The 20,613-nt window shown below is 63.8% G+C and carries 19 protein-coding genes and 1 pseudogene; 12 read left to right on the forward strand and 8 right to left on the reverse strand.

Annotated features, from left to right (window positions below; genetic code table 11):
- The 3 genes and pseudogenes from QOC76_RS14225 to QOC76_RS14235 form a co-directional block, all read right to left on the reverse strand.
- Entirely contained in the window at nt 1–972 is a 972-nt protein-coding gene (locus tag QOC76_RS14225; protein ID WP_526357480.1) for an enoyl-CoA hydratase/isomerase family protein, read from the reverse strand.
- 21 nt (nt 973–993) lie between these two features.
- A pseudogene (locus QOC76_RS14230) lies at nt 994–1,089 on the reverse strand (SDR family oxidoreductase); the annotation flags it as partial.
- Nucleotides 1,090–1,103: 14 nt separating this feature from the next.
- Nucleotides 1,104–2,324, reverse strand: coding sequence for a cytochrome P450 (locus QOC76_RS14235; protein ID WP_526357481.1), 1,221 nt, complete (start codon nt 2,322–2,324; stop codon nt 1,104–1,106).
- 72 nt (nt 2,325–2,396) lie between these two features.
- Between QOC76_RS14235 and QOC76_RS14240 the strand changes: the two genes are divergently transcribed.
- On the forward strand, nt 2,397–3,803 hold the full coding sequence (locus QOC76_RS14240; protein WP_526357482.1) for an amidase: 1,407 nt from the start codon (nt 2,397–2,399) through the stop codon (nt 3,801–3,803).
- A 78-nt stretch (nt 3,804–3,881) separates the two neighbouring features.
- On the opposite strand, the gene QOC76_RS14245 is transcribed toward QOC76_RS14240, so the two are convergent.
- From QOC76_RS14245 to QOC76_RS14265, 5 genes are all read right to left on the reverse strand, one after another.
- Nucleotides 3,882–4,319, reverse strand: a complete 438-nt coding sequence (locus QOC76_RS14245; RefSeq protein WP_526357483.1) for a hypothetical protein — start codon at nt 4,317–4,319, stop codon at nt 3,882–3,884.
- A gap of 67 nt (nt 4,320–4,386) precedes the next feature.
- Nucleotides 4,387–5,751 (reverse strand): cytochrome P450, encoded by a 1,365-nt coding sequence (locus QOC76_RS14250; RefSeq protein WP_526357484.1) that lies wholly within the window; start codon nt 5,749–5,751, stop codon nt 4,387–4,389.
- Between the two features lie 26 nt (nt 5,752–5,777).
- A complete protein-coding gene (locus QOC76_RS14255) occupies nt 5,778–5,972 on the reverse strand; it encodes a ferredoxin (protein ID WP_526357485.1) in 195 nt (64 codons plus the stop codon).
- Nucleotides 5,973–5,983: 11 nt separating this feature from the next.
- Complete coding sequence (locus QOC76_RS14260) at nt 5,984–6,844, reverse strand: mycofactocin-coupled SDR family oxidoreductase (RefSeq protein WP_526357486.1); 861 nt, start codon at nt 6,842–6,844, stop codon at nt 5,984–5,986.
- Nucleotides 6,845–6,870: 26 nt separating this feature from the next.
- The gene (locus QOC76_RS14265; RefSeq protein ID WP_526357487.1) at nt 6,871–7,575 is read right to left on the reverse strand and encodes an SDR family NAD(P)-dependent oxidoreductase; all 705 of its coding nucleotides are present in this window, start codon (nt 7,573–7,575) and stop codon (nt 6,871–6,873) included.
- 243 nt (nt 7,576–7,818) lie between these two features.
- Between QOC76_RS14265 and QOC76_RS14270 the strand changes: the two genes are divergently transcribed.
- The 11 genes from QOC76_RS14270 (at nt 7,819) to QOC76_RS14320 (ending at nt 20,610) form a co-directional block, all read left to right on the forward strand.
- Nucleotides 7,819–9,318 (forward strand): aldehyde dehydrogenase family protein, encoded by a 1,500-nt coding sequence (locus QOC76_RS14270; protein ID WP_526357488.1) that lies wholly within the window; start codon nt 7,819–7,821, stop codon nt 9,316–9,318.
- Nucleotides 9,319–9,379: 61 nt separating this feature from the next.
- Complete coding sequence (locus QOC76_RS14275) at nt 9,380–10,591, forward strand: CaiB/BaiF CoA transferase family protein (RefSeq protein ID WP_526357489.1); 1,212 nt, start codon at nt 9,380–9,382, stop codon at nt 10,589–10,591.
- A 251-nt stretch (nt 10,592–10,842) separates the two neighbouring features.
- The gene (locus tag QOC76_RS14280) at nt 10,843–11,067 is read left to right on the forward strand and encodes a thiolase C-terminal domain-containing protein (RefSeq protein ID WP_526357490.1); all 225 of its coding nucleotides are present in this window, start codon (nt 10,843–10,845) and stop codon (nt 11,065–11,067) included.
- The gene (locus tag QOC76_RS14285) at nt 11,054–11,863 is read left to right on the forward strand and encodes an MlaE family ABC transporter permease (RefSeq protein ID WP_526357491.1); all 810 of its coding nucleotides are present in this window, start codon (nt 11,054–11,056) and stop codon (nt 11,861–11,863) included. The genes QOC76_RS14280 and QOC76_RS14285 overlap by 14 nt, the downstream gene beginning before the upstream one ends.
- 3 nt (nt 11,864–11,866) lie before the next feature.
- Complete coding sequence (locus QOC76_RS14290; RefSeq protein WP_526357492.1) at nt 11,867–12,724, forward strand: MlaE family ABC transporter permease; 858 nt, start codon at nt 11,867–11,869, stop codon at nt 12,722–12,724.
- An 11-nt stretch (nt 12,725–12,735) separates the two neighbouring features.
- Nucleotides 12,736–13,935, forward strand: a complete 1,200-nt coding sequence (locus tag QOC76_RS14295; protein WP_526357493.1) for an MCE family protein — start codon at nt 12,736–12,738, stop codon at nt 13,933–13,935.
- Nucleotides 13,932–14,960: an MCE family protein gene (locus QOC76_RS14300; protein WP_526357494.1), complete on the forward strand. Its 1,029-nt coding sequence runs from the start codon at nt 13,932–13,934 to the stop codon at nt 14,958–14,960. Before QOC76_RS14295 ends, QOC76_RS14300 begins: the two co-directional genes overlap by 4 nt.
- Nucleotides 14,961–14,968: 8 nt before the next feature.
- On the forward strand, nt 14,969–16,072 hold the full coding sequence (locus QOC76_RS14305; protein WP_526357495.1) for an MCE family protein: 1,104 nt from the start codon (nt 14,969–14,971) through the stop codon (nt 16,070–16,072).
- Nucleotides 16,056–17,549: an MCE family protein gene (locus QOC76_RS14310; protein ID WP_526357496.1), complete on the forward strand. Its 1,494-nt coding sequence runs from the start codon at nt 16,056–16,058 to the stop codon at nt 17,547–17,549. Before QOC76_RS14305 ends, QOC76_RS14310 begins: the two co-directional genes overlap by 17 nt.
- A complete protein-coding gene (locus QOC76_RS14315) occupies nt 17,549–18,901 on the forward strand; it encodes an MCE family protein (RefSeq protein ID WP_526357545.1) in 1,353 nt (450 codons plus the stop codon). Before QOC76_RS14310 ends, QOC76_RS14315 begins: the two co-directional genes overlap by 1 nt.
- The gene (locus tag QOC76_RS14320) at nt 18,901–20,610 is read left to right on the forward strand and encodes an MCE family protein (RefSeq protein ID WP_526357497.1); all 1,710 of its coding nucleotides are present in this window, start codon (nt 18,901–18,903) and stop codon (nt 20,608–20,610) included. The genes QOC76_RS14315 and QOC76_RS14320 overlap by 1 nt, the downstream gene beginning before the upstream one ends.
- Nucleotides 20,611–20,613 lie beyond the last annotated feature (3 nt).

The raw sequence follows: 20,613 nt of genomic DNA on the forward strand, positions 1-20,613 counted from the left end.
TCAGGGCTTGGCGCGACCCGAGCGGCTCAGCCGCCACTCGGGCGGGAAGTTCATGTCGTTGTCCTTCACCACGTTGTTCAGGCCCTTCTCGAAGGTGCCCGCGGTGAGGTCGACTGTGTTCTGCACGTCGTTTCTGATCATCGGCAACATGCCCTCGACCATGCCGGTGAGCAGGCTGCCGAAGTACTCACCCTTGTGCTGCTTGTAGAGCTCCAGAAACGTCTTCTGCACCGCGACCGTGTCGGTGGGTCGCGACCGCGAGCAGGCCAGTGCGTACTTCTCGGTTTCCTTCTCGAGCTGATCGCGGGGCACCACGCTGTTGACGAATCCGCAATCGTACATTTCCTTGGCGCTGAACGGCCTTCCGGTGAACAGCATTTCGGAGAACTTGCGAAGACCCATCGTTTCGGCCCACCACCACAGCCGCGGACCCCAGCCGACGTACCGGAACGCCGGGTGGCCGAACAGCGCGTCGTCCGACGAGATCACCAGGTCGGCATCGCCGGCCTGGTAGAAGTGCCAGCCGTAGCAGTAACCCTTGGCCTCGATGATGCTGACCTTGCGCAGCTCCTGCAGCGGCCGGTTACCGGCCTTGGCCTTGGCGTAGAAGTCGGTGACCGTGGACAGGTAGCGGTAGGAGTCGCCGGGAGGGTAGGTGACCTCGTCGTCGTTGATCGCCAACTCGTGCAGCAGCGGCATGCCGGGGTTCTCGATCATGCCGCGCTGTTCGGGGAGGTCGCCGCCGCTGCCGAAGTCGTCGCCCTCACCGCGGATCACGACGACCTTGACGTCGTCGTCCACGTTGCATTTGTGAATCAGGTCGGCGTAGTTCTGCCGCATGCCGAGTGACGTCGCGTTCTGTGCGTCCGGCCGGTCGAACGTGATGTAGGCGATGCGGTTCTTCTTGTCCTTCTCGAACTTGATGTACTGTTCGGCTTCCTTCTTCATCTCTTCGTAGTCGTATTCGGGCATGCGCAACTCCTCTATCTCGTCCTACTTGAGTAGACAGCCCGCGTCCACGGGCAGCTGAACGCCTGTGACGTAACGTGATTCGTCAGAGGCGAGAAACAATACGGCGTTGCTGATGCCCTCGACGCGCCCCGTCATGGCAGCACGGCAGGCATCGACTCCCAGCCACGGACGGTCGACGTCGGGCTGAGTTGGGCATCGGTCAGATCGACCTGCCATTCCGGGAAGCGGTCGAGGATCTCGTCGAGCGCGATGCGCCCCTCGAGGCGGGCCAACGCGTTGCCGAGACAGAAGTGGGTGCCGACACCGAAGGCGAGGTGCTGGAGCGGTTCGCGGTGGATGTTGAACTGCTCGCTGTCCTCCCCGAACCGGCGCGGATCCCTGTTGGCGGCGCCAACGATCAGCATCAGCGCGCTGCCCGCGCACACCGCCTGGTCGTAGTACTCCACGTCGCGCGTCACGTAGCGGCTGACATGCGGGGCGGGCGGTTCGAAGCGGAGCAGTTCCTCGATCGCGAGGGGCAGCAGCGTCCTGTTGGCCACCAGATCGCGACGCTGATCGGGGTGCTCGGCAAGCACCTTGCCTGCCCAACCGAGCAGCCTCGTCGTCGTCTCGCTGCCCGCGGTCGCGATCACCTGCAGGTAGAGCAGCAGTTCGTCGCGGCTCAATCGCCGGGTGGCGCCGGTTTCGTCGGCGAACTCGGCGGTCAGCAACTCGGTCATGATGTCGTCGGACGGATGCTCGGCGCGCCAGTCGATGTAGGACGCGAACACCTCGCCGGTGGCGATCACGCCGTCGGGGTTCTCCGTCATCTTGCCGCCCCGCTCGGTGCGCAGCGTCGAGTCGCCGTGGTCGACGACATGCTGCTGATCCGCCTCGGGGATGCCGAGCAGCATCCCGATGACCTTCATCGGCATCTGCGCGCCGAGGTCTGAGACGAAGTCGAAGCGGCCGGTGCCGATCAACGGATCGAGGCAGCTCGCGGTGAACTCGCGGATCTTCGGTTCCAGGGCGGCAACCTTACGCGGCGTGAAGATTCGCGACAGCAGCTTGCGGTGGATGTTGTGGATCGGCGGATCCTCGAAGATGAGGGTGCCCGAAGGGATGTCCATGCCGGACTGGATGATCTCCAGCACCGCACCACGAGCTGAACTGAATGTCTCGTGGTCGTGGTATGCGTCGTAGCGGTTCAGCGCGTAGAAGCCGTGGCGGTCGTTGAAGTAGAGCGGTGCCTCTTCGCGGATCCGGCGAAACATCGGATAGGGGTCGGCGTTGAGCTCGACGTCATACGGGTCGTAGTAGACGTCGATGTCGGTCCTCGAGATTGGTTGCGCTCCTCGCGTGCGCGGTGCCACGAAGCAAGTCTTTCAGCGCCCGAACGTATTCGGGCTGTTTGTACTCTTTGCTTAAAAGAAAGGTCGTTTTGCATGTCCGACATCGCTTTACAGCCTGCACATGCGCTGGCAGCGGCCCTTCGTCGCCGCGAACTCTCCAGTCGCGAGTTGCTGGAACACTATCTGAGCCGCGTCGAAGCATTCAACGCACCGCTGACGGCCGTCGTCACGCTCGACCCGGACGGCGCGCTGGCGGCGGCCGACGCAGCGGATGCGTCGCTGGCTCGCGGTGACGAGGTCGGGCCGCTGCACGGCGTGCCGATGACCGTTAAGGACACCTACCTGACCGCCGGGGTGCGGACCACATGCGGCCTGCCCGCATGGGACCACGTGCCGGAGCACGACGCGGAGGCCGTCCAGCGGCTGCGCGGTGCGGGCGCGGTGATCTTCGGCAAGACCAACACCCCGGCGCTGGCGGGCGACTGGCAGACCTACAACGCGATCTTCGGCACCAGCAACAACCCCTGGCACACGACGCGATCCACCGGCGGGTCGTCGGGGGGTGCCGCGGCCGCGGTCGCGACGGGTATGACGGCCCTCGAGCTGGGCAGCGACATCGGCGGCTCGATCCGCTTCCCGGCCAACTGGTGCGGGGTATGCGGCCACAAGTCGACGTGGGGGATCGTCTCGCAGGCGGGTCACCTGCCGCCCGCTCCCGGCACCTTGTCGAGCACCGATCTCTCCGTCGTCGGGCCGCTGGCGCGTGACGTCGCCGATCTCGAGCTGGCGCTCGGGGTGCTCGCGGGGCCGGCCGGGCAGGCCGCGGTGGGGTGGCGGCTCGAGTTGCCTGCTCCGCGGGCGACGACTCTGGGCGACGTGCGGTTCGCGCTCTGGCTAGACGACCCGGCCTATCCCGTCGAAGCCGAGGTGGAGGCGGTGCTGCAGGCGGCCGCCGATGCGCTCCGGAACTCCGGCGCGCACATGGTCGACGCCAGACCCGAGGTTGTGCTGCCCGATGTGGTCCGGCTGTATCAGCAGTTCCTGTACCCGATCCTGCTGTCCACCATGGGCAAGCGGTCATTCGACAACATGGTCGGCCTCGCCGAGTCTCTCGCTGACGACGATGACCGCCCGCTGGCCCGCACCGCCCGCTTCGCCACGCAGCGCTACCGAGACTGGGTGTTCGCCGGCGAGCGACGCGAGCAGTTGCGTGCATTGATGGCGGACTTCTTCCGCGAGGTAGATGTGCTGCTGATGCCGGTGTCGATGGTGCCCGCCATCCCGCACGACCACAGCGAGCCGTTCCCCGAACGGGTGATCCAGGTCGACGGCGTCGTGCGGCCCTACACGGATCTGATGGCGTGGGTGGCGTTGGCAACGTTGACTCATCTGCCCGCGACCGTCGTCCCGTCGGCCGCACCCCGTCGGGCCTGCCGGTCGGCGTCCAGATCGTCGGGCCCTATCTCGAGGACCGCACTACGCTGGCCGTCGGACGTCTGATCGAAGACCTGCTCGGCGGGTTCACCCCGCCACCGGGTTACTAGCGAGCGTGCGCAAACTCCCCCTTGCACGCGGGAGTTACAAGCGCTGCAGTGCGAAGGTCCAGAACTGGGTTCCCGGCGGCCCGCCGAAGCAGCCGACGTCGTAGGTCGAGTTGATCTCCCCGGCCAGCGTGACAGGGTCCCAGGTGTAGGTGTCGCGGGTGGGCATGCTGTAACCAGGCAGGCAGCGCAAGCCATCGTTGACGTCCACGGTCAACGTGTAGCGGCCGTCGACAAGGTGGGCGTCGCCGTCGTAGTAGGCATAGAACTTCAATCTCGGTATCGCGCTGACGTCCACGCAATCCGGGGCCGTCGGCTGACAATTCGACACGAACCATACCCACGAAGCTTGCGTGTACCTGTTCGTCAGCACATCGTAATTCCCAGGCTGCATCATGGCCTGCGCTGGCGGGGCAAGCAGCGACGCGACCGCGGATAGGGCCGCGACGAAACTCATGACCATGACAGACTTCATGGCCCCTCCATCCATCTCATCCCGACGGCTGCCTATCAAATCACGTCGCCACACATTTTATTTGGTATCAGTCGATTACCGCGGCTTCCTTGCGCTCGGTGATCGGCCGGGCGAGCTTCTGTTCGTCGCAGATCCGCTGCAGTTTCTCCAGCGTCTCGTCCAGTCCGGGGCCCAGCCGCTTACCGGGCGTGAAGGTGGCGGGCAGGTGTTGCATGCCCTGGATGACACCGATCGTTTCGTAGTGCACTGTGCCTCCGGGGTCGCAGACGTAGTCCGGCATCCGGTCCAGCACGGCGGTGAGCATCGACTTGAACACCGTGCGGGCCACGTTGGATCCGACACATCGGTGCACGCCGATGCCGAAGCTGAAGTGCCGGTTGCCCTTCCGGTCCATGATGATTTGGTTGGGGTCATGGAACACCGACGGGTCGCGGTTCGCCATCGCCCACGAGATCCACAGCCGCTCAAATTGTTTGAAGCGGGTGCCTTCGAACTCGGTGTCCTCAGAGAAGGTGCGTCCGTCGCCGGGTGCGGGGGTGAAGTAGCGCAGGAACTCCTCGGTGGCCGGGTGCACCAGCGTGTCCCGCTCGCGGCTCAGACGCTCACGCTCCGAAGGATGCTCCCCGAGCCACTCCAGCGCGTGCGCGGTGAGCGCGGTAGTGGTGTCGAAGCCACCGCCGATGATCAGACCCAGGTTACCCAGGATCTCCATGTCGGGCGCAGGCTCACCGTCGATCCGCAACTGCAGCAACGCATTCACCAGGCCGGGCCGCGGGTTCTCGCGGATCTCCATCATGTTGTTGATGATGTCGATGCCCATTTCGCGGTGCTGGGCGTTGATTTTCTCCCGGTCGGGGGAATGCTCCGGGGTGTACACCGACGCGTGGGTGGGGTCGCTGTAGACGTTCCACTTGTCCAGCTTGATGCCCATCATCGCCAGCGTGAGCACCGCGGGCACGACGTTGGCCAGGTGGTCGACGAAGTCAATCCGCCCGAATTCGATGTGCTCGTCAAGGGCGGCCCTGGTGATCTCGTCGACGAACGGTTCCCAGCGCTTGATGGCCGCAGGCGACAGATAAGGGTTCATCGCCCCGCGGTAGATGCTGTGCTCGGGTTCGTCCATCTCGAGGATGCCGCCGCGAACGGCGGTGGCGCGACTGGCCTTGGGGATCGTGATGCCCTTATAGGGCGTTTCACCCGTGATGTCGTGGTGGTTGGACACTGCGGGGCACCGGGCCAGCTCGAAGACTTCCTTGCTGCCCGCGGCGACCCAGTGCCCGTCGTATGTGTCCGACCACGCCACCGGACATTTGGCCTGCATGTCCTCGGTGATCTTCTCGAACTGCAGCCGGTATTCGGGCGTGTGCCGGTCGAAGTGGTACTTGATCTTCTTGCGATCGCTGTCGGCGGCGCTGATGTCGTCGACGGTCACGGTGTCTCCCTAGTGTTTTTCGGGTCTTACTCTTCAACCGAGATGGCTTGCTCGGGGCACGAGTGCACAGCTTCGCGCACCAGGTCTTCCTGGTCGGGCGGGACGACTTCGTTGAACGGCGACGAGGTGCCGTCAATGTCGCTGAGCTGAAACGATTCCGGCGCGATCATCGCGCACAGCGTGTGGCCCTGGCAGCGCTGCGAGTCGACGAAAACCTTCATGATGACCTCCCTCAAACGTGGTAGTCGTACCACTTCAGATAGCCGCCAGCGTCGACACGCTGCTGCGTGCCGGTGATGTAGCGGGCCTCGTCCGAGGCGAGGAAGAGGACCATATTGCTGATGTCCTCGGGCTCGACCCAGGGGACTTTCATGGCCTGCTGTACGTAGAACACCGGCTCGGCGTCGGCCTGCGTCGGGTTCTCCAGGTCGGGGCGGAAAGACCGGTACATCGGCTTGCTCTGCAGCATGGCCGTGTTGGTGTTCGTCGGATGTACGACGTTGGCCCGGATGCCCCGGGGTGCGAGTTCGGCCGCAAGGTTGTGGACGTACTGCGACAGCAGCCGCTTCGAATGCAGGTATGCGGCGCCGCCCGGGTCGGTACCGGGATTGTCGTTCTTGGCGACGTCCATCAGCGCGGCGGTGGAGCCGGTCGCGACGATCGAGGCGCCCTCGCCGAGGTGTGGCAGCGCGACCTGGATGGCGTTGATGGTGCCGATCAGGTTGGTGTTCATCACGTCGATCCAGGCCGCCATATCGGCCGAGCCCTTCATGCCGGCGATACCGGCCGCGGTGACGACGATGTCGAGCTGGCCCAGTTCGGCGACGCCGTCGTCGAGAATCGACCCCAGTGAGACGACGTCGCTCACGTCAACCTTCGCGGTGACGATGCGCTGCCCCGTCTTCTCGACGAACTGCGCGGTCTCCTCGAGGTCTTCCGGTGTCGCCATCGGGTAGCCGATCGTTGCGAAGTCCTCACACCGGTCGACGGCAATGATGTCGGCGCCCTCCTCGGCCAGCCGAACCGCGTGGCTGCGGCCCTGCCCGCGCGCGGCTCCGGTGACAAAGGCGACTTTCCCTTGAACGCGTCCCACTTCCGATGTCCTTTCGGTGTTCTTCTCTAGGTGTTTCTGCCGCCGTTGACCCCGAGGATCTGGCCGGTGATGTAGCCGGCCTCCTCGGAGATCAGAAACGCACATGCGGCGGCGATGTCTTCGGGCTTGCCGACCCGGCGCACCGGTGTCCGGTCGATATGCTCTTCGACCGTTCCGCCGAGCAGCCCGCGTTCCTCCGACTTGCGCAGCATCGGGGTGTCGATGAAGCCCGGCGGCACCGCGTTGACGGTGACCCCCATCGGCCCGTATTCGAGGGCCAGGGACTTGGTCAGGCCGTTCACCGCGGACTTGGCCGCCACATACGCCGACATGTACGGCTGCCCCGATTGCGCGCTGGACGAGGAGATGTTGACGATGCGTCCCCAGCCGGCGTCGATCATGTCCGGTAAGACCGCCTGCACGCAGTGGAAAACGCCGTTGAGGTTCACGTCGACGACGTGATGGAAGTCGTCGAACGTGAGGTCGGCGAACCGCTTGAAACGTTCCATCCCGGCGGCGTTGACCAGGATGGTGACCGGACCGAGCTGCTCGCGGACGGCGGTCAGCGCGGCCTCGACAGCTGCGCGGTCGGTGACGTCGGCGGTATGCGCGAACTTCTCATCGGAGGCGACGAGGTCGAGGGTGGCGACGTGATACCCGTCGGAGCGCAGCCGATTGGCGACGGCCTGACCGATGCCGGATCCGCCTCCGGTGACAACGGCGGTCTTCACGGCAGCGCGCCGGTCTCAGACATCAAGAATCTTCCTTCCGATTATGAGAACCGTACTCTCGCATTGTGCAGCATCGCAAGACAAATCGGCCTTAATTGTCGCATTCGTTCTTCTGCGAAGGCCGTTATCAGGCCAGTTGACTAGGCCATCTTCATTTTCTTGAGTTCTCATCGCGCGAATGTATGATTCGCCGAGGATGAGAATGAAGTTTCCATCACACTGAAACTTTGCGGAGGAGGGTGGATGACTGAAGCGTCGACGATCTCGGGTGGGCCGAGCACCACTGCAGACCCATCGGAACGGGCCGCCGACCGGCGGATGCTGATCGACGGCCAGCTGGTCGACACACCCCGGACGTTCCCTTCTATCAACCCCGCCACAGAAGAGGTGGTCGGTTATGCCCCGGACGCGACGGTGGCCGATGCCGAGGCCGCGGTCGCAGCGGCACGGCGGGCGTTCGACACCACCGACTGGTCCACCAACACCGAGCTGCGGATCCGCTGCCTCGATCAGCTTCACCAGGTACTGGTCGACCATCGTGAAGAGCTCGCCGAGCTGACCATCGCCGAGGTCGGTGCGACGCCCGCGATGTGCGCGGGCCCCCAACTCGACGCGCCGATCGCGATCGTGCGCTATTACGCCGACCTGCTGAAGACGTACCCGTTGACCGAGAATCTCGGTAACAGCGAGAGCCACGGCATGCTGCACCACCGCTGGGTGGAGAAGGAAGCTGCCGGGGTGGTTGCGGCGATCATCGCGTACAACTATCCGACGCAGCTTGCACTCGCCAAGCTCGCGCCCGCGCTGGCGGCCGGATGCACCGTCGTGCTGAAGGGCGCACCGGACACACCGTTGATCACGCTGGCGCTCGGTGAGCTGATCGCCGAGCACACCGATATCCCGGCCGGTGTCGTCAACGTCCTCTCCGGTACCGACCCGCAAGTCGGTGTCGCCCTGACGACGAGTCCGGACGTCGACATGATCACCTTCACCGGATCGACCCCGACCGGTCGGGCGATCATGGCCGCCGCCAGTGAAACGTGTAAACGCGTCTTCCTCGAACTCGGCGGGAAGTCGGCGGCGATCGTGCTCGACGACGGTGACTTCGACATGGCCGCGCTGTTCACGGCGTTCGCCACCGCCAGCCACTCCGGTCAGGGCTGTGCGATCACGACACGGATCTTGGTACCGAGCAAGCACCACGACGAGATCGTCGAGAAGTTGAAGAACAACTTCGGGGTCGTGCGGTACGGCAATCCCGCCGAGGAGGGCACCTACACGGGTCCGCTGATCAGTGAGAAGCAGCGCGACAAGGTCGACGGCATGGTCAAGCGCGCCGTCGAGGCGGGCGCGACGTTGGTGACCGGCGGAGAGAAGGTGAGTCCGGGCTTCTTCTATACGCCGACACTGCTCACCGATGTCGATCCGGACAGCGAGATCGCCCAGCACGAGGTGTTCGGGCCGGTGCTCGCCGTGATTCGCTACGAGGACGACGACGACGCGGTCCGGATCGCCAACAACTCCATCTACGGCCTGTCCGGCGCCGTGTTCGGCAGCGAGGACCGCGCCCTCGCGGTGGCGCGCCGCATCCGCACCGGCACCCTCTCGATCAACGGCGGCATGTTCTTCGCGCCCGACAGTCCGTTCGGCGGCTATAAACAGTCCGGCATCGGCAGGGAGATGGGCGCCGCGGGGCTCGAAGAGTTCCTGGAGCGCAAGACGATCGCGACGGTCGTCTCATGAGCCCCCGAAGACGAGCGCGCGCGAGGAACGGGCGAGGACCGGGGCGAGTGGGAGTCGAGGCATGAGTTCTCGGCCGCTGGAGGGCATCCGCGTTCTCGAGGTCGCCATGTACGGCTTCGTCCCGTCGGCGGGTGCGGTGCTCACCGAATGGGGGGCCGACGTCATCAAGGTCGAGCACGCGATCACCGGCGACCCGCAGCGCGGGCTGCGGCAGACCGGCCTGTTGCGCGTCGAAGGCGACCCCAACCCAAACATCGAGCACGCCAACCGCAACAAGCGCAGCATCGGTCTGGACATGTCGGTGCCCGAAGGCAGGGAAGTGCTCTACGAGCTGGCCCGGCGCAGTGACGTCTTCCTGACCAGCTTCCTGCCCGGACACCGCACGAAGTTCGGCATCGACGTCGACGACATCCGAGCCGTCAATCCAAAGATCATCTATGCACGGGGCAGCGCACTGGGTCCTCGCGGCGAGGAGTCGGTCAAGGGCGGCTACGACATGACCGCTTTCTGGTGCCGCGCGGGCACCGCGGCCACCATCACCCCGCCGGGTATGCCGGGGATGATCGGGCCGCCGGGACCGGCCTACGGCGACACCATCAGCGGCACCAACCTCGCGGGCGGCATCGCGGCCGCACTGGTGAAGCGCGAACGCACCGGCGAGCCGTCGATCGTGGATGTCTCGCTGCTGGGTAGCGGGTTCTGGTCGATGGGGCACACCGTGGCGCTGACCAAGCACCTCGGTCAGCGGATGGAGGCCTTTCCGCCAGGTGTACACGGGTCGCCGATCAACCCGCTGGTGGGCCTTTACGCGACGTCCGACGACCGCTACATTTCCTTCGTCATGATGCAGCCCACCAAGTTCTGGGCCGACGTGTGCAAGCACATGGAACTCGACGACCTCGCCGACGATCCGCGGTTCGCGACCGTCGAGTCGATCGCCGAGAACACCGCAGCGGCAACGGAGATCCTCACCGAGGCGATGTCCAAACGCCCGCTGACTGAATGGAGCGAGCGGTTCGCGACGCTGCTCGGACCGTGGGCACCGGTGCAGGACACCCTCCAGGCCGTCGAGGACAGCCAGATCCGGGCCAACGAGTACCTCGTACAAGCGGGCGAACTCGAATTGGTGGCGAATCCGGTGCAGTTTGACGTCAGTCCTCCCGAATCGGGACCCGCACCGGCTTTTGCAGAGCAGACTGACGAAATCTTGCTTGAACTGGGGTTGGATTGGGACCGCATCATCGAGCTCAAGACGGCCGGCGCCGTCACCTAGATCGCAGAGGATCACATGCCCTACCTTGCTCTATCGGCACTGACCTGCGGTGTTGCGGACCATCTCAACACAAGGTGGCCGGCGACGACGAGGGCGCCAGCATTCGTGCTGTCGAAGCACACCGCGTCGCACGCCACCGCCTACGTCGACATCGCTGAAATTGACGTTTCCTTCACGGGAATTGATGAAGTCGGTTATGAAGGTGTTGGCTTTGCCGAGCGGTTGGGGGCTACGAGCTTGTCGAGGCTGAGGTGACAAGTGTCGGGGGTGCGCTGCCTGTGAACCCCAGCGGACGCAAGGGCCATCCTCCGGGGGCGACGAGCGTCGAACAGGGCGTGGAGCTATTCGCGCAACTCCGAGGGGAGGCGGTCAAGCAGGTGGACGGCGCGCGGGTCACATTGACCCGAGACATCGACGGTCCGACGGCAGTTTCGGCGGCCATCATCCTGGAAGGACCGGCCAATGGCGCGCGGTAGTGGACCCGAACGGTGGTCGACAGGCATCTCGCTCGGACGCGGTTCCAAGCCGATGGAGGCCGTCGGCGGATTGTTTGCGATGTCGAAGGACGCGGTGCGGAACGTCTTCCGGCGGCCGTTTCAATGGCGTGAGTTTCTGGAGCAGTGTTGGTTCGTCGTGAAGGTATCGCTGGCGCCAACGGTGTTGGTGGCGATCCCGTTCACCGTGCTGGTGTCGTTCACGCTCAACATCCTGCTTCGCGAATTGGGCGCCGCGGACTTGAGCGGTGCCGGTGCGGCGTTCGGCGCCGTGACCCAAGTCGGTCCGCTGGTGACGGTCTTGATCGTGGCGGGCGCGGGCGCCACGGCTATGTGTGCGGATCTGGGTTCGCGCACGATTCGCGAAGAGATCGACGCCATGGAAGTGCTGGGCATAGATCCGGTGCAACGCCTGGTGACCCCTCGGATGCTGGCCTCGGGTGTGGTGGCCCTACTGCTCAACAGCCTGGTGGTGATCATCGGGATACTGGGCGGCTACACGTTTTCCATCTTCATACAGCATGTCAATCCGGGCGCGTTCGCGGCGGGCATCACCCTGTTGACCGGGGTCCCAGAGGTGATCATCTCGTGCGTGAAGGCGTTGCTGTTCGGGTTGATCGCCGGGTTGGTGGCCTGCTACCGCGGGCTCAACATCACTGGTGGTGGCGCGAAGGCAGTGGGCAACGCCGTCAACGAGACCGTGGTGTATGCATTCATGGCGCTGTTTGCGATCAACGTGGTCGTGACCGCCATCGGTATCCAGATGAGCCAGCGCTGACCGATGGGAACACAAACGGTACTGCGCAGTCGCTTTCCGCGGCTGACGCGGGGTCTTCAGTGGCCGATCGACCAGTTGAGCCGCCTCGGCGACCACATGTTGTTCTACTTTCGCGCCCTGGGCGGGGTGCCGCATGCGACCGTTCATTTCCGCCGCGAGATCGTCCGGCTGATCGCCGAAATCTCCATGGGGGCAGGAACCTTGGCGATGATCGGCGGCACCGTGGTCATCGTCGGCTTCCTCACCCTGGCCGCCGGTGGAACACTCGCGGTTCAGGGGTACAGCTCCCTCGGCAACATCGGGATCGAAGCGCTGACCGGGTTCTTGGCGGCCTTCATAAACGTGCGCATCTCTGCCCCAGTGGTGGCGGGCATCGGGTTGGCGGCCACCTTCGGCGCCGGTGTGACGGCCCAGCTAGGCGCGATGCGCATCAACGAGGAGATCGACGCGCTCGCGGCCATGGCGATCCGTCCGATCGAATACCTGGTCTCCACCCGGATCGTCGCGGGGATGATCGCGATTACCCCGCTGTACTCGATCGCGGTGGTCCTGTCGTTTCTGGCTTCCCAGTTCACGACGGTGGTGTTGTTCGGGCAGTCGGGTGGGCTGTATGACCACTATTTCAACACTTTCCTCAACCCGATCGATTTATTGTGGTCGTTCCTGCAGGCGATTCTGATGGCGGTCACGATCTTGCTCGTACACACTTATTTCGGGTATTTCGCCTCCGGCGGGCCCTCCGGTGTCGGGGTCGCCGTGGGCAACGCGGTGCGCACCTCCCTGATCGTGGTCGTCTCGGTCACCCTTCTGGTGTCCCTGTCCGTCTATGGTTCCAACGGCAACTTCAACCTGTCGGGATAGGTGGCGCGCCGATGAAAAGTAGTGCGGTACGCCCGCTGACGGGCTTGGCGATGATCGTCGCCGTCTGCTTGATCATCGCCTTGGCCATCGGCTTGTTCCGGGGCAGCTTCACCAAAACCGAACCAGTGACGGTCATTTCGGATCGCGCCGGCCTGGTGATGAACAACGACGCCAAGGTCAAGATGCGTGGCGTTGAGGTCGGCAAAGTCGAGTCGATCGAGGACCGGTCCGACGGCACGGCGGCGCTGCAGCTGGCGATGGATCCGTCACAGCTGCACCTCATTCCCTCGAACGTCAACGTTGACATCGAATCATCGACGGTGTTCGGCGCCAAGTTCGTCAACATGGTTCCGCCGCAGGACCCTTCGCCGCAGAAGCTCCGACCCGGTCAGGTGATTCAAAGCCAGCACGTCATGGTCGAGATCAACACCGTCTTCCAGCAGTTGGTGCAGGTGCTGGACAAGATCGACCCCGCCAAGCTCAATCAGACACTCGGAGCGATCGCGACGGCGTTCAACGGCCGAGGCGAGAAGTTCGGCAAGACGCTGACCGACTTCAACGCATTCCTGGCCAAAATCGAACCGAGCCTGCCGAATCTCAGCCGTGACCTCGAAGCCGCGGTTCCGACGTTGAGCGCGTACGCGGACGCGGCGCCCGACCTCGTCAGGACCGCCGGCAACACCACACAGATCAGCCATACCATCGTCGACCAGCAACAAGAGCTTGATCAATTCTTGGTCAGCTCCATTGGTCTGGCCGACATCGGAAACGAGGTGATCGGCGGCAACGAACCAGCGCTGGCCGATGTGCTGCACCTGCTCGTGCCAACCACGGAACTGCTCAACCGTTATCACGAATCGGTGAATTGCTCAATTGCCGGACTTGCCGTGATGGCGAATTCGCCACCACTTCCAGGTAACAACAGCGCCGTGGTGGTGTCTGCCGGCCTGACGCTCGGCACCGAACGCTATCGGTATCCGCAGGACCTGCCGAAGGTAGCCGCCAAGGGCCGGCCATACTGCAAGGAACTGGGTCTGCCCAATGTTCCGCCCGAGTTCCGAGTGCCTGCCATCGTCGCCGATGTTGGCGCGAACCCGTATCAATACGGGAATCAGGGCATCCTGCTGAACTCCGCCGGTCTCAAGGATTGGTTGTTCGGGCCGATTCCCGGACCGCCGCGCAACTCCGCACAGATCGGAATGCCTGGATGACACGCCCGACGGGCACGCTCATCAAGTTCACGGCTTTCGCGCTCGTGATGACGATACTGACAGCCTTCCTGTTCTTGGTCTTCAGCCAGATGAGAACCGGTTCGACGAATGAATACTCTGCGGTCTTCGCCGACGCGTCGCGCCTCAAAAACGGGGACACCGTGCGGATCGCGGGAATCCGGGTTGGCACCGTCAAGGGGGTGTCGCTGCAGCCGGACCGCAAGGTGCTCGTCAAGTTCGATGCCGATCGCGACATCGTGCTGACCACCGGAACCAAGGCGCAAATTCGCTATCTCAACCTGACCGGTGATCGCTTTCTCGAACTCGCCGACAGCCCTGGATCGACGAAGATACTAGCGGTCGGCTCCCAGATACCTGTGGATCGTACGGCACCCGCTTTGGACCTCGATCTGCTGCTCGGCGGCCTGAAACCCGTTATCCAAGGCCTGAATCCGCAAGATGTGAACGCACTCACCTCGTCGCTGGTTCAAATCCTGCAGGGCCAAGGGGGGACCCTCGAATCGCTGTTCTCGAAGACATCGTCCTTCTCAAACTCGTTGGCGGACAACAGCCAGGTCATTGAGCAGATGATCGACGACTTGCGAACACTGCTGGATACGCTGTCAAAGGACGGCGACCAATTCTCTGGTGCGATCGACCGGCTCGAGCGACTGGTCAGTGGCTTGTCGACCGATCGCGATCCCATCGGTGAGGCGATCACGAGTCTCGACAACGGAACCGCCTCGCTGGCCGATTTGCTCGGCCGGGCGCGGCCGCCGCTGGCCGGCACGGTCGACCAGTTGAGCAGGCTGGCCCCACTGGTGGACGGCGCGCACAAGGATTATTTCGACGCCACGCTGCAGCAGCTGCCCGAGCTCTACCGCAAACTTGCGCGGGTCGGTTCCTACGGGGGGTTCTTCCCCTACTACATCTGCGGGATCACCTTCCGAGCCAGCGATCTCGAGGGCCGCACCGTGGTCTTCCCCTGGATCAAACAAGAGACAGGGAGGTGCGCGGAAAACTAATGGCACTAATGGATAGATACCGCGGATCCCAGCTCGTTCAGGCGGGCATCATTGGCGTCGTCCTGATGATCCTTGTAATCATCGTGGGCCTTCAACCGGAACGATTGCTGGAATACGCGACCGCTATCAAGTATCAGGCGCTGTTCACCGAGGCGGGCGGGCTCGCAGTGGGCAATGACGTCACGGTGTCGGGTATCAAGGTCGGCTCGGTTTCATCGATCAAACTCGACAACGGCGACGCGCTGGTCACTTTCACCATCGCCGGGAAGGCCGCCCTCGGCTCGGAAACCACCGCGCACATCCGCACCGGGACACTGCTCGGCGAGCGTGTGCTGGCCCTGGATTCCTCCGGAAATGGCACGCTGGACCACCGTCAGGTCATTCCGGTGACGCGCACATCCTCGCCGTACTCCTTGACAGACGCGGTCAGTGAACTCACCGCGAATACCGCTGCAACCAATACCGACACGCTCAACCAGTCGCTGGACACGCTGGCGACCACGCTCGACCAGGTCGCGCCACAGTTGGGCCCGACATTCGACGGCCTGTCGCGACTGTCCAGATCGCTCAACGATCGAAACGAGAGTCTGGCCGAGCTACTGAAAACCGCCGGCGATGTCACCGGCATCCTGTCCGAACGCAGCCACCAGGTCAACACGCTGATCCTCAACGCCAACGATCTGCTCGCGGTGCTCAACGAACGTCGACAGGCCATCGTCAGCCTGCTCGCCAACACCTCGGCGGTGTCGCGGGAGCTGACCGGCGTGGTCGCCGACAACGAGCAAAAACTGGCACCGACGCTGGAAAGGCTGAATCGCGTCAACGCGATGCTCATAAAGAACCGGGACAATATTTCCAAGGCCATCCCCGGCCTGGCCAAATACGAGCTCACACAGGGCGAAATCGTGTCGAACGGCGCCTACTACAACGCGTTGATACCCAACATTTCCCCGGCTCAGATCCTGCAGCCGTTCCTGGACTACGTCTTCGGGTTCCGACGGGGTGTGGGTGCAGGCCAGCCGCCGGACAACGCCGGGCCACGCGCCGAACTGCCGTTCCCGGTCAACGGCATCCCGCAACCAGGAGATCTGCCCAATGATGGCAACCCGTAAGCGCGTCGCGGTGGTCACCGCCGTGCTGCTGGCCGTTGCACTCGTGGCCGGAGTCGTCATCCTGGTGCGTCAGGTTGTCTTCGGGCCGCACACCATCAGTGCGTACTTCCCGACCGCCACGGCGATCTACCCAGGCGATGAAGTGCGCGTGTCGGGTGTCAAGGTCGGCAAGATCGACTCCATCCAACCCGAAGGCACGCAGACGAAGTTGACCTTGAAGGTCGATCACGACGTGCCCATTCCGGAAGGCGCCAAGGCCGTTATCGTGGCGCAGAATCTGGTTGCGGCGCGTTACGTTGAGCTCACGCCGGCCTACCGGAAGGGTGGCGGACCGACCATGCACGACGGGGCGGTGATTCCCGTCAACCGAACCGCGGTCCCGGTCGAGTGGGATGAGGTAAAGGCTCAACTGATGCGCCTGGCGACGGAGTTGGGCCCGAAGACCGGAGTGTCGGGCACCTCGATCTCGAGGTTCATCGACAGCGCAGCGAACGCATTGGACGGCAACGGCGACAAGCTACGGCAGACGCTCGCTCAACTGTCCGGAGCGGCGCGGATTTTCGCCGAAGGCAGCGGCAACGTCGTCGACATCATCAAGAACCTACAGATCTTCGTGACCGCGCTTCGCGACAGCAAAGAACAGATCGTCATGTTCGAGAATCGCCTGGCCAGTTTGACGAGCGTCGTGAACGACAGCAGGTCCGATCTGGACGCGGCGTTGTCGGACTTGTCGGTTGCGCTCGGCGAGGTGCAGCGCTTCGTCGCCGGCAGTCGCAACCAAGTATCCGAGCAGGTCAGTAGCCTTGCCGAGGTCACCCAGATCCTGGTCAACAACCGCTCGGCTGTCGAAAACATCCTTCACATCACGCCGAACGCGGTCGCCAACTACCAGAACATCTACTACCCGCCTTCCGGCGGAGTGAGCGGAGCATTCTCGCTGTCAAACTTCTCGAATCCGGTCTACTTCTTTTGCGGCCTGATCGGCGCCATCGAGAACACCACCGCTCCCGAAACGGCGAAACTCTGCTCTCAATACCTCGGTCCCGCTTTGCGATTGCTCAATTTCAACAACCTGCCGCTGCCGATCAACCTGTACCTGCGGCCTGCGCCGAAACCGGAAAACATCATCTACACCGACCCCAAGCTGGCGCCGGGAGGCGCGGGGCCAGGTGACCCGCCCGAAGCGCCGCCCACAGTGTCCGCCTATACCGGCGCCGGCGATATCCCACCGCCGCCCGGCTGGGGACAGCCGCCCGCCCCGCCGGGGTTGTATTCGCCGGGTGGGGAAGTACCCGCCACTCCGTCGCCGGCGTTGTTCCCGGGCGCGCCGATTCCGGGTCCGCCCACTGTGCTTCCCGGGCCGCCGTCGACCGTTGACAGCATGTTGCTTCCGTCGACTCCGGCACCGGCCGCGTCACCGGCTCCGGTATCGCCCAACGCGCCCCTGCTGCCAGCCGAAGGGGTGCCGCCGTCATGATGCACCGGAGTCGTGTGAAGAACGTGGTCATCGTGGGATCGTGTGCTGTGTTGACGGCGACTGGTTGTGGCTTCCAAGGCGTGAATTCCTTGCCGCTACCCGGAGCCGTCGGACGGGGACCCGACGCCGTCAAGTACCACGTCGAAATCCCGAATGTCTCCACTATGGAGTCGAATTCGCCGGTCATGATCAACGACGTCGTCGTCGGCAGCGTCGGCAAGATGAAGGTCGACCAATGGCACGCCGACGTCGAGATCTCGGTCAAGCCGGACGTGGTGGTGCCCGCCAATGCGGTGGCCACGGTCGGGCAGACCAGCCTGCTGGGCTCGATGCACCTGGCGCTCAACCCGCCGCTCGGCCAACAGCCAAGCGGCAGATTGCAGCCCGGTGCCACCATTGGCCTGAACCGGTCTTCGACCTATCCGACCACGGAGCAGACGCTGTCGTCGCTGTCGGTGATCGCCAACGGAGGCGGTCTGGGGCAGATCGGTGACATCATCCACAACACCAATGCCGCTTTGTCCGGACGTGAACCGCAGATCCGCGAGCTGCTCACCCACCTCGACAACGTCGTCGGCGTTCTTGACCAGCAGCGAGACAACATCATCGCCACTATTCAGCAACTGAGGCGAGTCGCCGGGACATTCGCAGAGCAACGCGATGTGATCGACCGCGCGCTCACGGACATTCCACCAGCCTTGGATGTGCTGGTCAGGGAACGGCCCCGGCTGACGACCGCACTGGAGAAGCTGGGGCAGTTGAGCGATACCGCCAGCCGTCTGGTCAATGACGCCGGTGACGATTTGGTGACCAACCTCAAGAACCTCGAGCCGACGATCAAGGCGCTCGCCGACGTCGGACCCGATCTGACGATTGGGCTCCGCTTTGCCACCGCGTTCCCGTACGGCCCGACCTTCGCCGACCGAGTCGCACGGGGCGACAACATCAACCTGTTCGCCGTTTTCGACATCACCTATCCGCGACTGAAGCGGACGCTGTTCCTCGGCACCCGGTGGGGCGACCAGGACGCTAAATTCATTCCTGCGCCGGGAGACCCGTTCTATCTGAACTACTCGTACAACCCGCTCGGTGTGGGTGTCGCGCCGCCACCGCCGGAGGCGGCAGATGGGGCGTCACCTCCGCCCCAAGCCGCGCCTAGCGGGCAGATGCCGCCAGTGACCGAGCCGGTGGTCCCAGTGGTGCCACCGGCGACCATGGCCCCGGTGACCACTTCCTCGCAACTCTTCGCGGGGCCATATGTTCCCGAGGGGCCGACACCGTCCGCGCCGTCCAACCCAGGCGCATTGCCGGCACCGCCGGCGGTCCCGCCGACACCGGGAGGCGGCGGCTGATGGTCCTGACCCGCTTTGTCCGAAACCAGTTGATTATCTTCACCATCGCGTCGATCGTGGGTGTGACGGTGATGATCTTCACCTATATGCAGCTCCCGGCCTTGCTCGGTATCGGTCACATTCAAGTGACATTGGAACTGCCGGCGGCCGGTGGTCTGTATCGCTTTTCCAACGTGACTTATCGGGGCGTTCAGGTCGGCGAGGTGAGGGATGTGAAGCTCACCGAGAAGGGCGCGGAAGCGAAGCTGACGCTGGGCTCCTCGCCGAAGATTCCCGCGGATCTGCAGGCCGACGTTCGCAGCGTCTCGGCTGTCGGTGAGCAGTACGTTGATTTACGTCCGCGCACCGATTCCGGGCCGTACTTACGGAATGGCTCGGTGATCGCCATGGCGGACACCACAATTCCGCAGCAGGTGGGCCCGATGCTGGATCAAGTCAGCAAGCTTGTGGACAGCATTCCCGGGAACAGGCTGAGTGATTTGCTTGATGAGTCGTTCAAGGGCTTGAACGGCGCCGGCGACGACTTCCAATCTCTTCTCGACTCGTCCGCCAACATCACCAATCACCTCAACGATGTATCTGACCAGAGCCGAGCGCTGATCGATGACAGTGGGCCACTTTTGGATTCGCAGGCCGATACCACGGACGCGATCCGGACGTGGGCGCGTAGTTTGGCCGGAGTCACCGAGCAGGTCGCGCAAGACGATCCGAAAGTGCGGGCGATCCTTCAGCGCGGACCCGGCTTCGCGCAGGAAGTGTCACAGCTTCTCACTCAAGTTAAGCCCACGCTGCCGATCTTGTTGGCGAACCTCACTACCTTGGGTCAAATCCTCGTGACGTACAACCCGTCGCTCGAACAACTCCTGGTGCTTCTGCCTGGGGTCATCGGGGCTCAGCAGTCATTTGGGCTTCCAAAGAACAACCCCATGGGTCTGCCCCTAAGTGATTTCTCATTCACTATCGCCGATCCGAACGCGTGTACGGTCGGCTTCCTACCTCCGTCGCAGTGGCGCAACCCCGCCGACACCACCACGATCGACACACCGGACGGGCTGTACTGCAAACTGCCGCAAGATTCGCCGATCTCGGTGCGCGGCGCTCGCAACTATCCGTGCATGGGGCACCCTGGAAAGCGCGCTCCCACGGTCGAACTCTGCAACGACCCAAAGGGTTTTGTACCAACCGCAATTCGCCAACACACGCTCGGGCCCTACCCGTTCGACCCGAATCTGGTTGCACAGGGGGTCCCGATCGATGACCGCGTTGACTTCAACGATCGAATCTACGCGCCGATAGAGGGTACGCCCCTGCCGCCGGGTGCCGTCCCGGCCGGAACGCCACCGATCGCACCCAATCCACTCACCGCTCCGCTACCGCCCGCACCATCGGCGCCTGCGCCGCCGGGCAATTCCCTCAATGGGGTGCCGATACCGCCCGTCGAGGCTCCGCTCGCGCCGGCAGCTGGAGAGGTACCGCCTGCGCCGCAGGGTCCGCCGCCTGGGCCCGTCGAGGTGGCACCGTCAGACGGCGCGTTACCCGCGGCGCCAAGTGCGTTCAACGGCAACGGTTCTGGTGGTCCGTCAGTTGCGATCACGAGCTACGACCCGCATACGGGACGTTATATGAGCCCCGATGGGCAGCTTCAGCAGGTGTCGACTCCGGTTGCTGGGACGCAACTCAGGTCGTGGAAGGACATGCTGCCGATCTGATAG

The sequence above is a fragment of the Mycobacterium sp. genome, assembly GCF_032159565.1.
GTDB lineage: Bacteria > Actinomycetota > Actinomycetes > Mycobacteriales > Mycobacteriaceae > Mycobacterium.

Bases quoted from the DNA above. Each gene is read 5' to 3' on its own strand.
- QOC76_RS14225 (WP_526357480.1), bottom strand. From the start codon at position 972: ATGCCCGAATACGACTACGAAGAGATGAAGAAGGAAGCCGAACAGTAC.
- QOC76_RS14240 (WP_526357482.1), top strand. From the start codon at position 2,397: ATGTCCGACATCGCTTTACAGCCTGCACATGCGCTGGCAGCGGCCCTT.
- QOC76_RS14245 (WP_526357483.1), bottom strand. From the start codon at position 4,319: ATGAAGTCTGTCATGGTCATGAGTTTCGTCGCGGCCCTATCCGCGGTC.
- QOC76_RS14255 (WP_526357485.1), bottom strand. From the start codon at position 5,972: ATGAAGGTTTTCGTCGACTCGCAGCGCTGCCAGGGCCACACGCTGTGC.
- QOC76_RS14270 (WP_526357488.1), top strand. From the start codon at position 7,819: ATGACTGAAGCGTCGACGATCTCGGGTGGGCCGAGCACCACTGCAGAC.
- QOC76_RS14275 (WP_526357489.1), top strand. From the start codon at position 9,380: ATGAGTTCTCGGCCGCTGGAGGGCATCCGCGTTCTCGAGGTCGCCATG.
- QOC76_RS14285 (WP_526357491.1), top strand. From the start codon at position 11,054: ATGGCGCGCGGTAGTGGACCCGAACGGTGGTCGACAGGCATCTCGCTC.
- QOC76_RS14290 (WP_526357492.1), top strand. From the start codon at position 11,867: ATGGGAACACAAACGGTACTGCGCAGTCGCTTTCCGCGGCTGACGCGG.
- QOC76_RS14295 (WP_526357493.1), top strand. From the start codon at position 12,736: ATGAAAAGTAGTGCGGTACGCCCGCTGACGGGCTTGGCGATGATCGTC.
- QOC76_RS14300 (WP_526357494.1), top strand. From the start codon at position 13,932: ATGACACGCCCGACGGGCACGCTCATCAAGTTCACGGCTTTCGCGCTC.
- QOC76_RS14305 (WP_526357495.1), top strand. From the start codon at position 14,969: ATGGATAGATACCGCGGATCCCAGCTCGTTCAGGCGGGCATCATTGGC.
- QOC76_RS14310 (WP_526357496.1), top strand. From the start codon at position 16,056: ATGATGGCAACCCGTAAGCGCGTCGCGGTGGTCACCGCCGTGCTGCTG.
- QOC76_RS14315 (WP_526357545.1), top strand. From the start codon at position 17,549: ATGCACCGGAGTCGTGTGAAGAACGTGGTCATCGTGGGATCGTGTGCT.
- QOC76_RS14320 (WP_526357497.1), top strand. From the start codon at position 18,901: ATGGTCCTGACCCGCTTTGTCCGAAACCAGTTGATTATCTTCACCATC.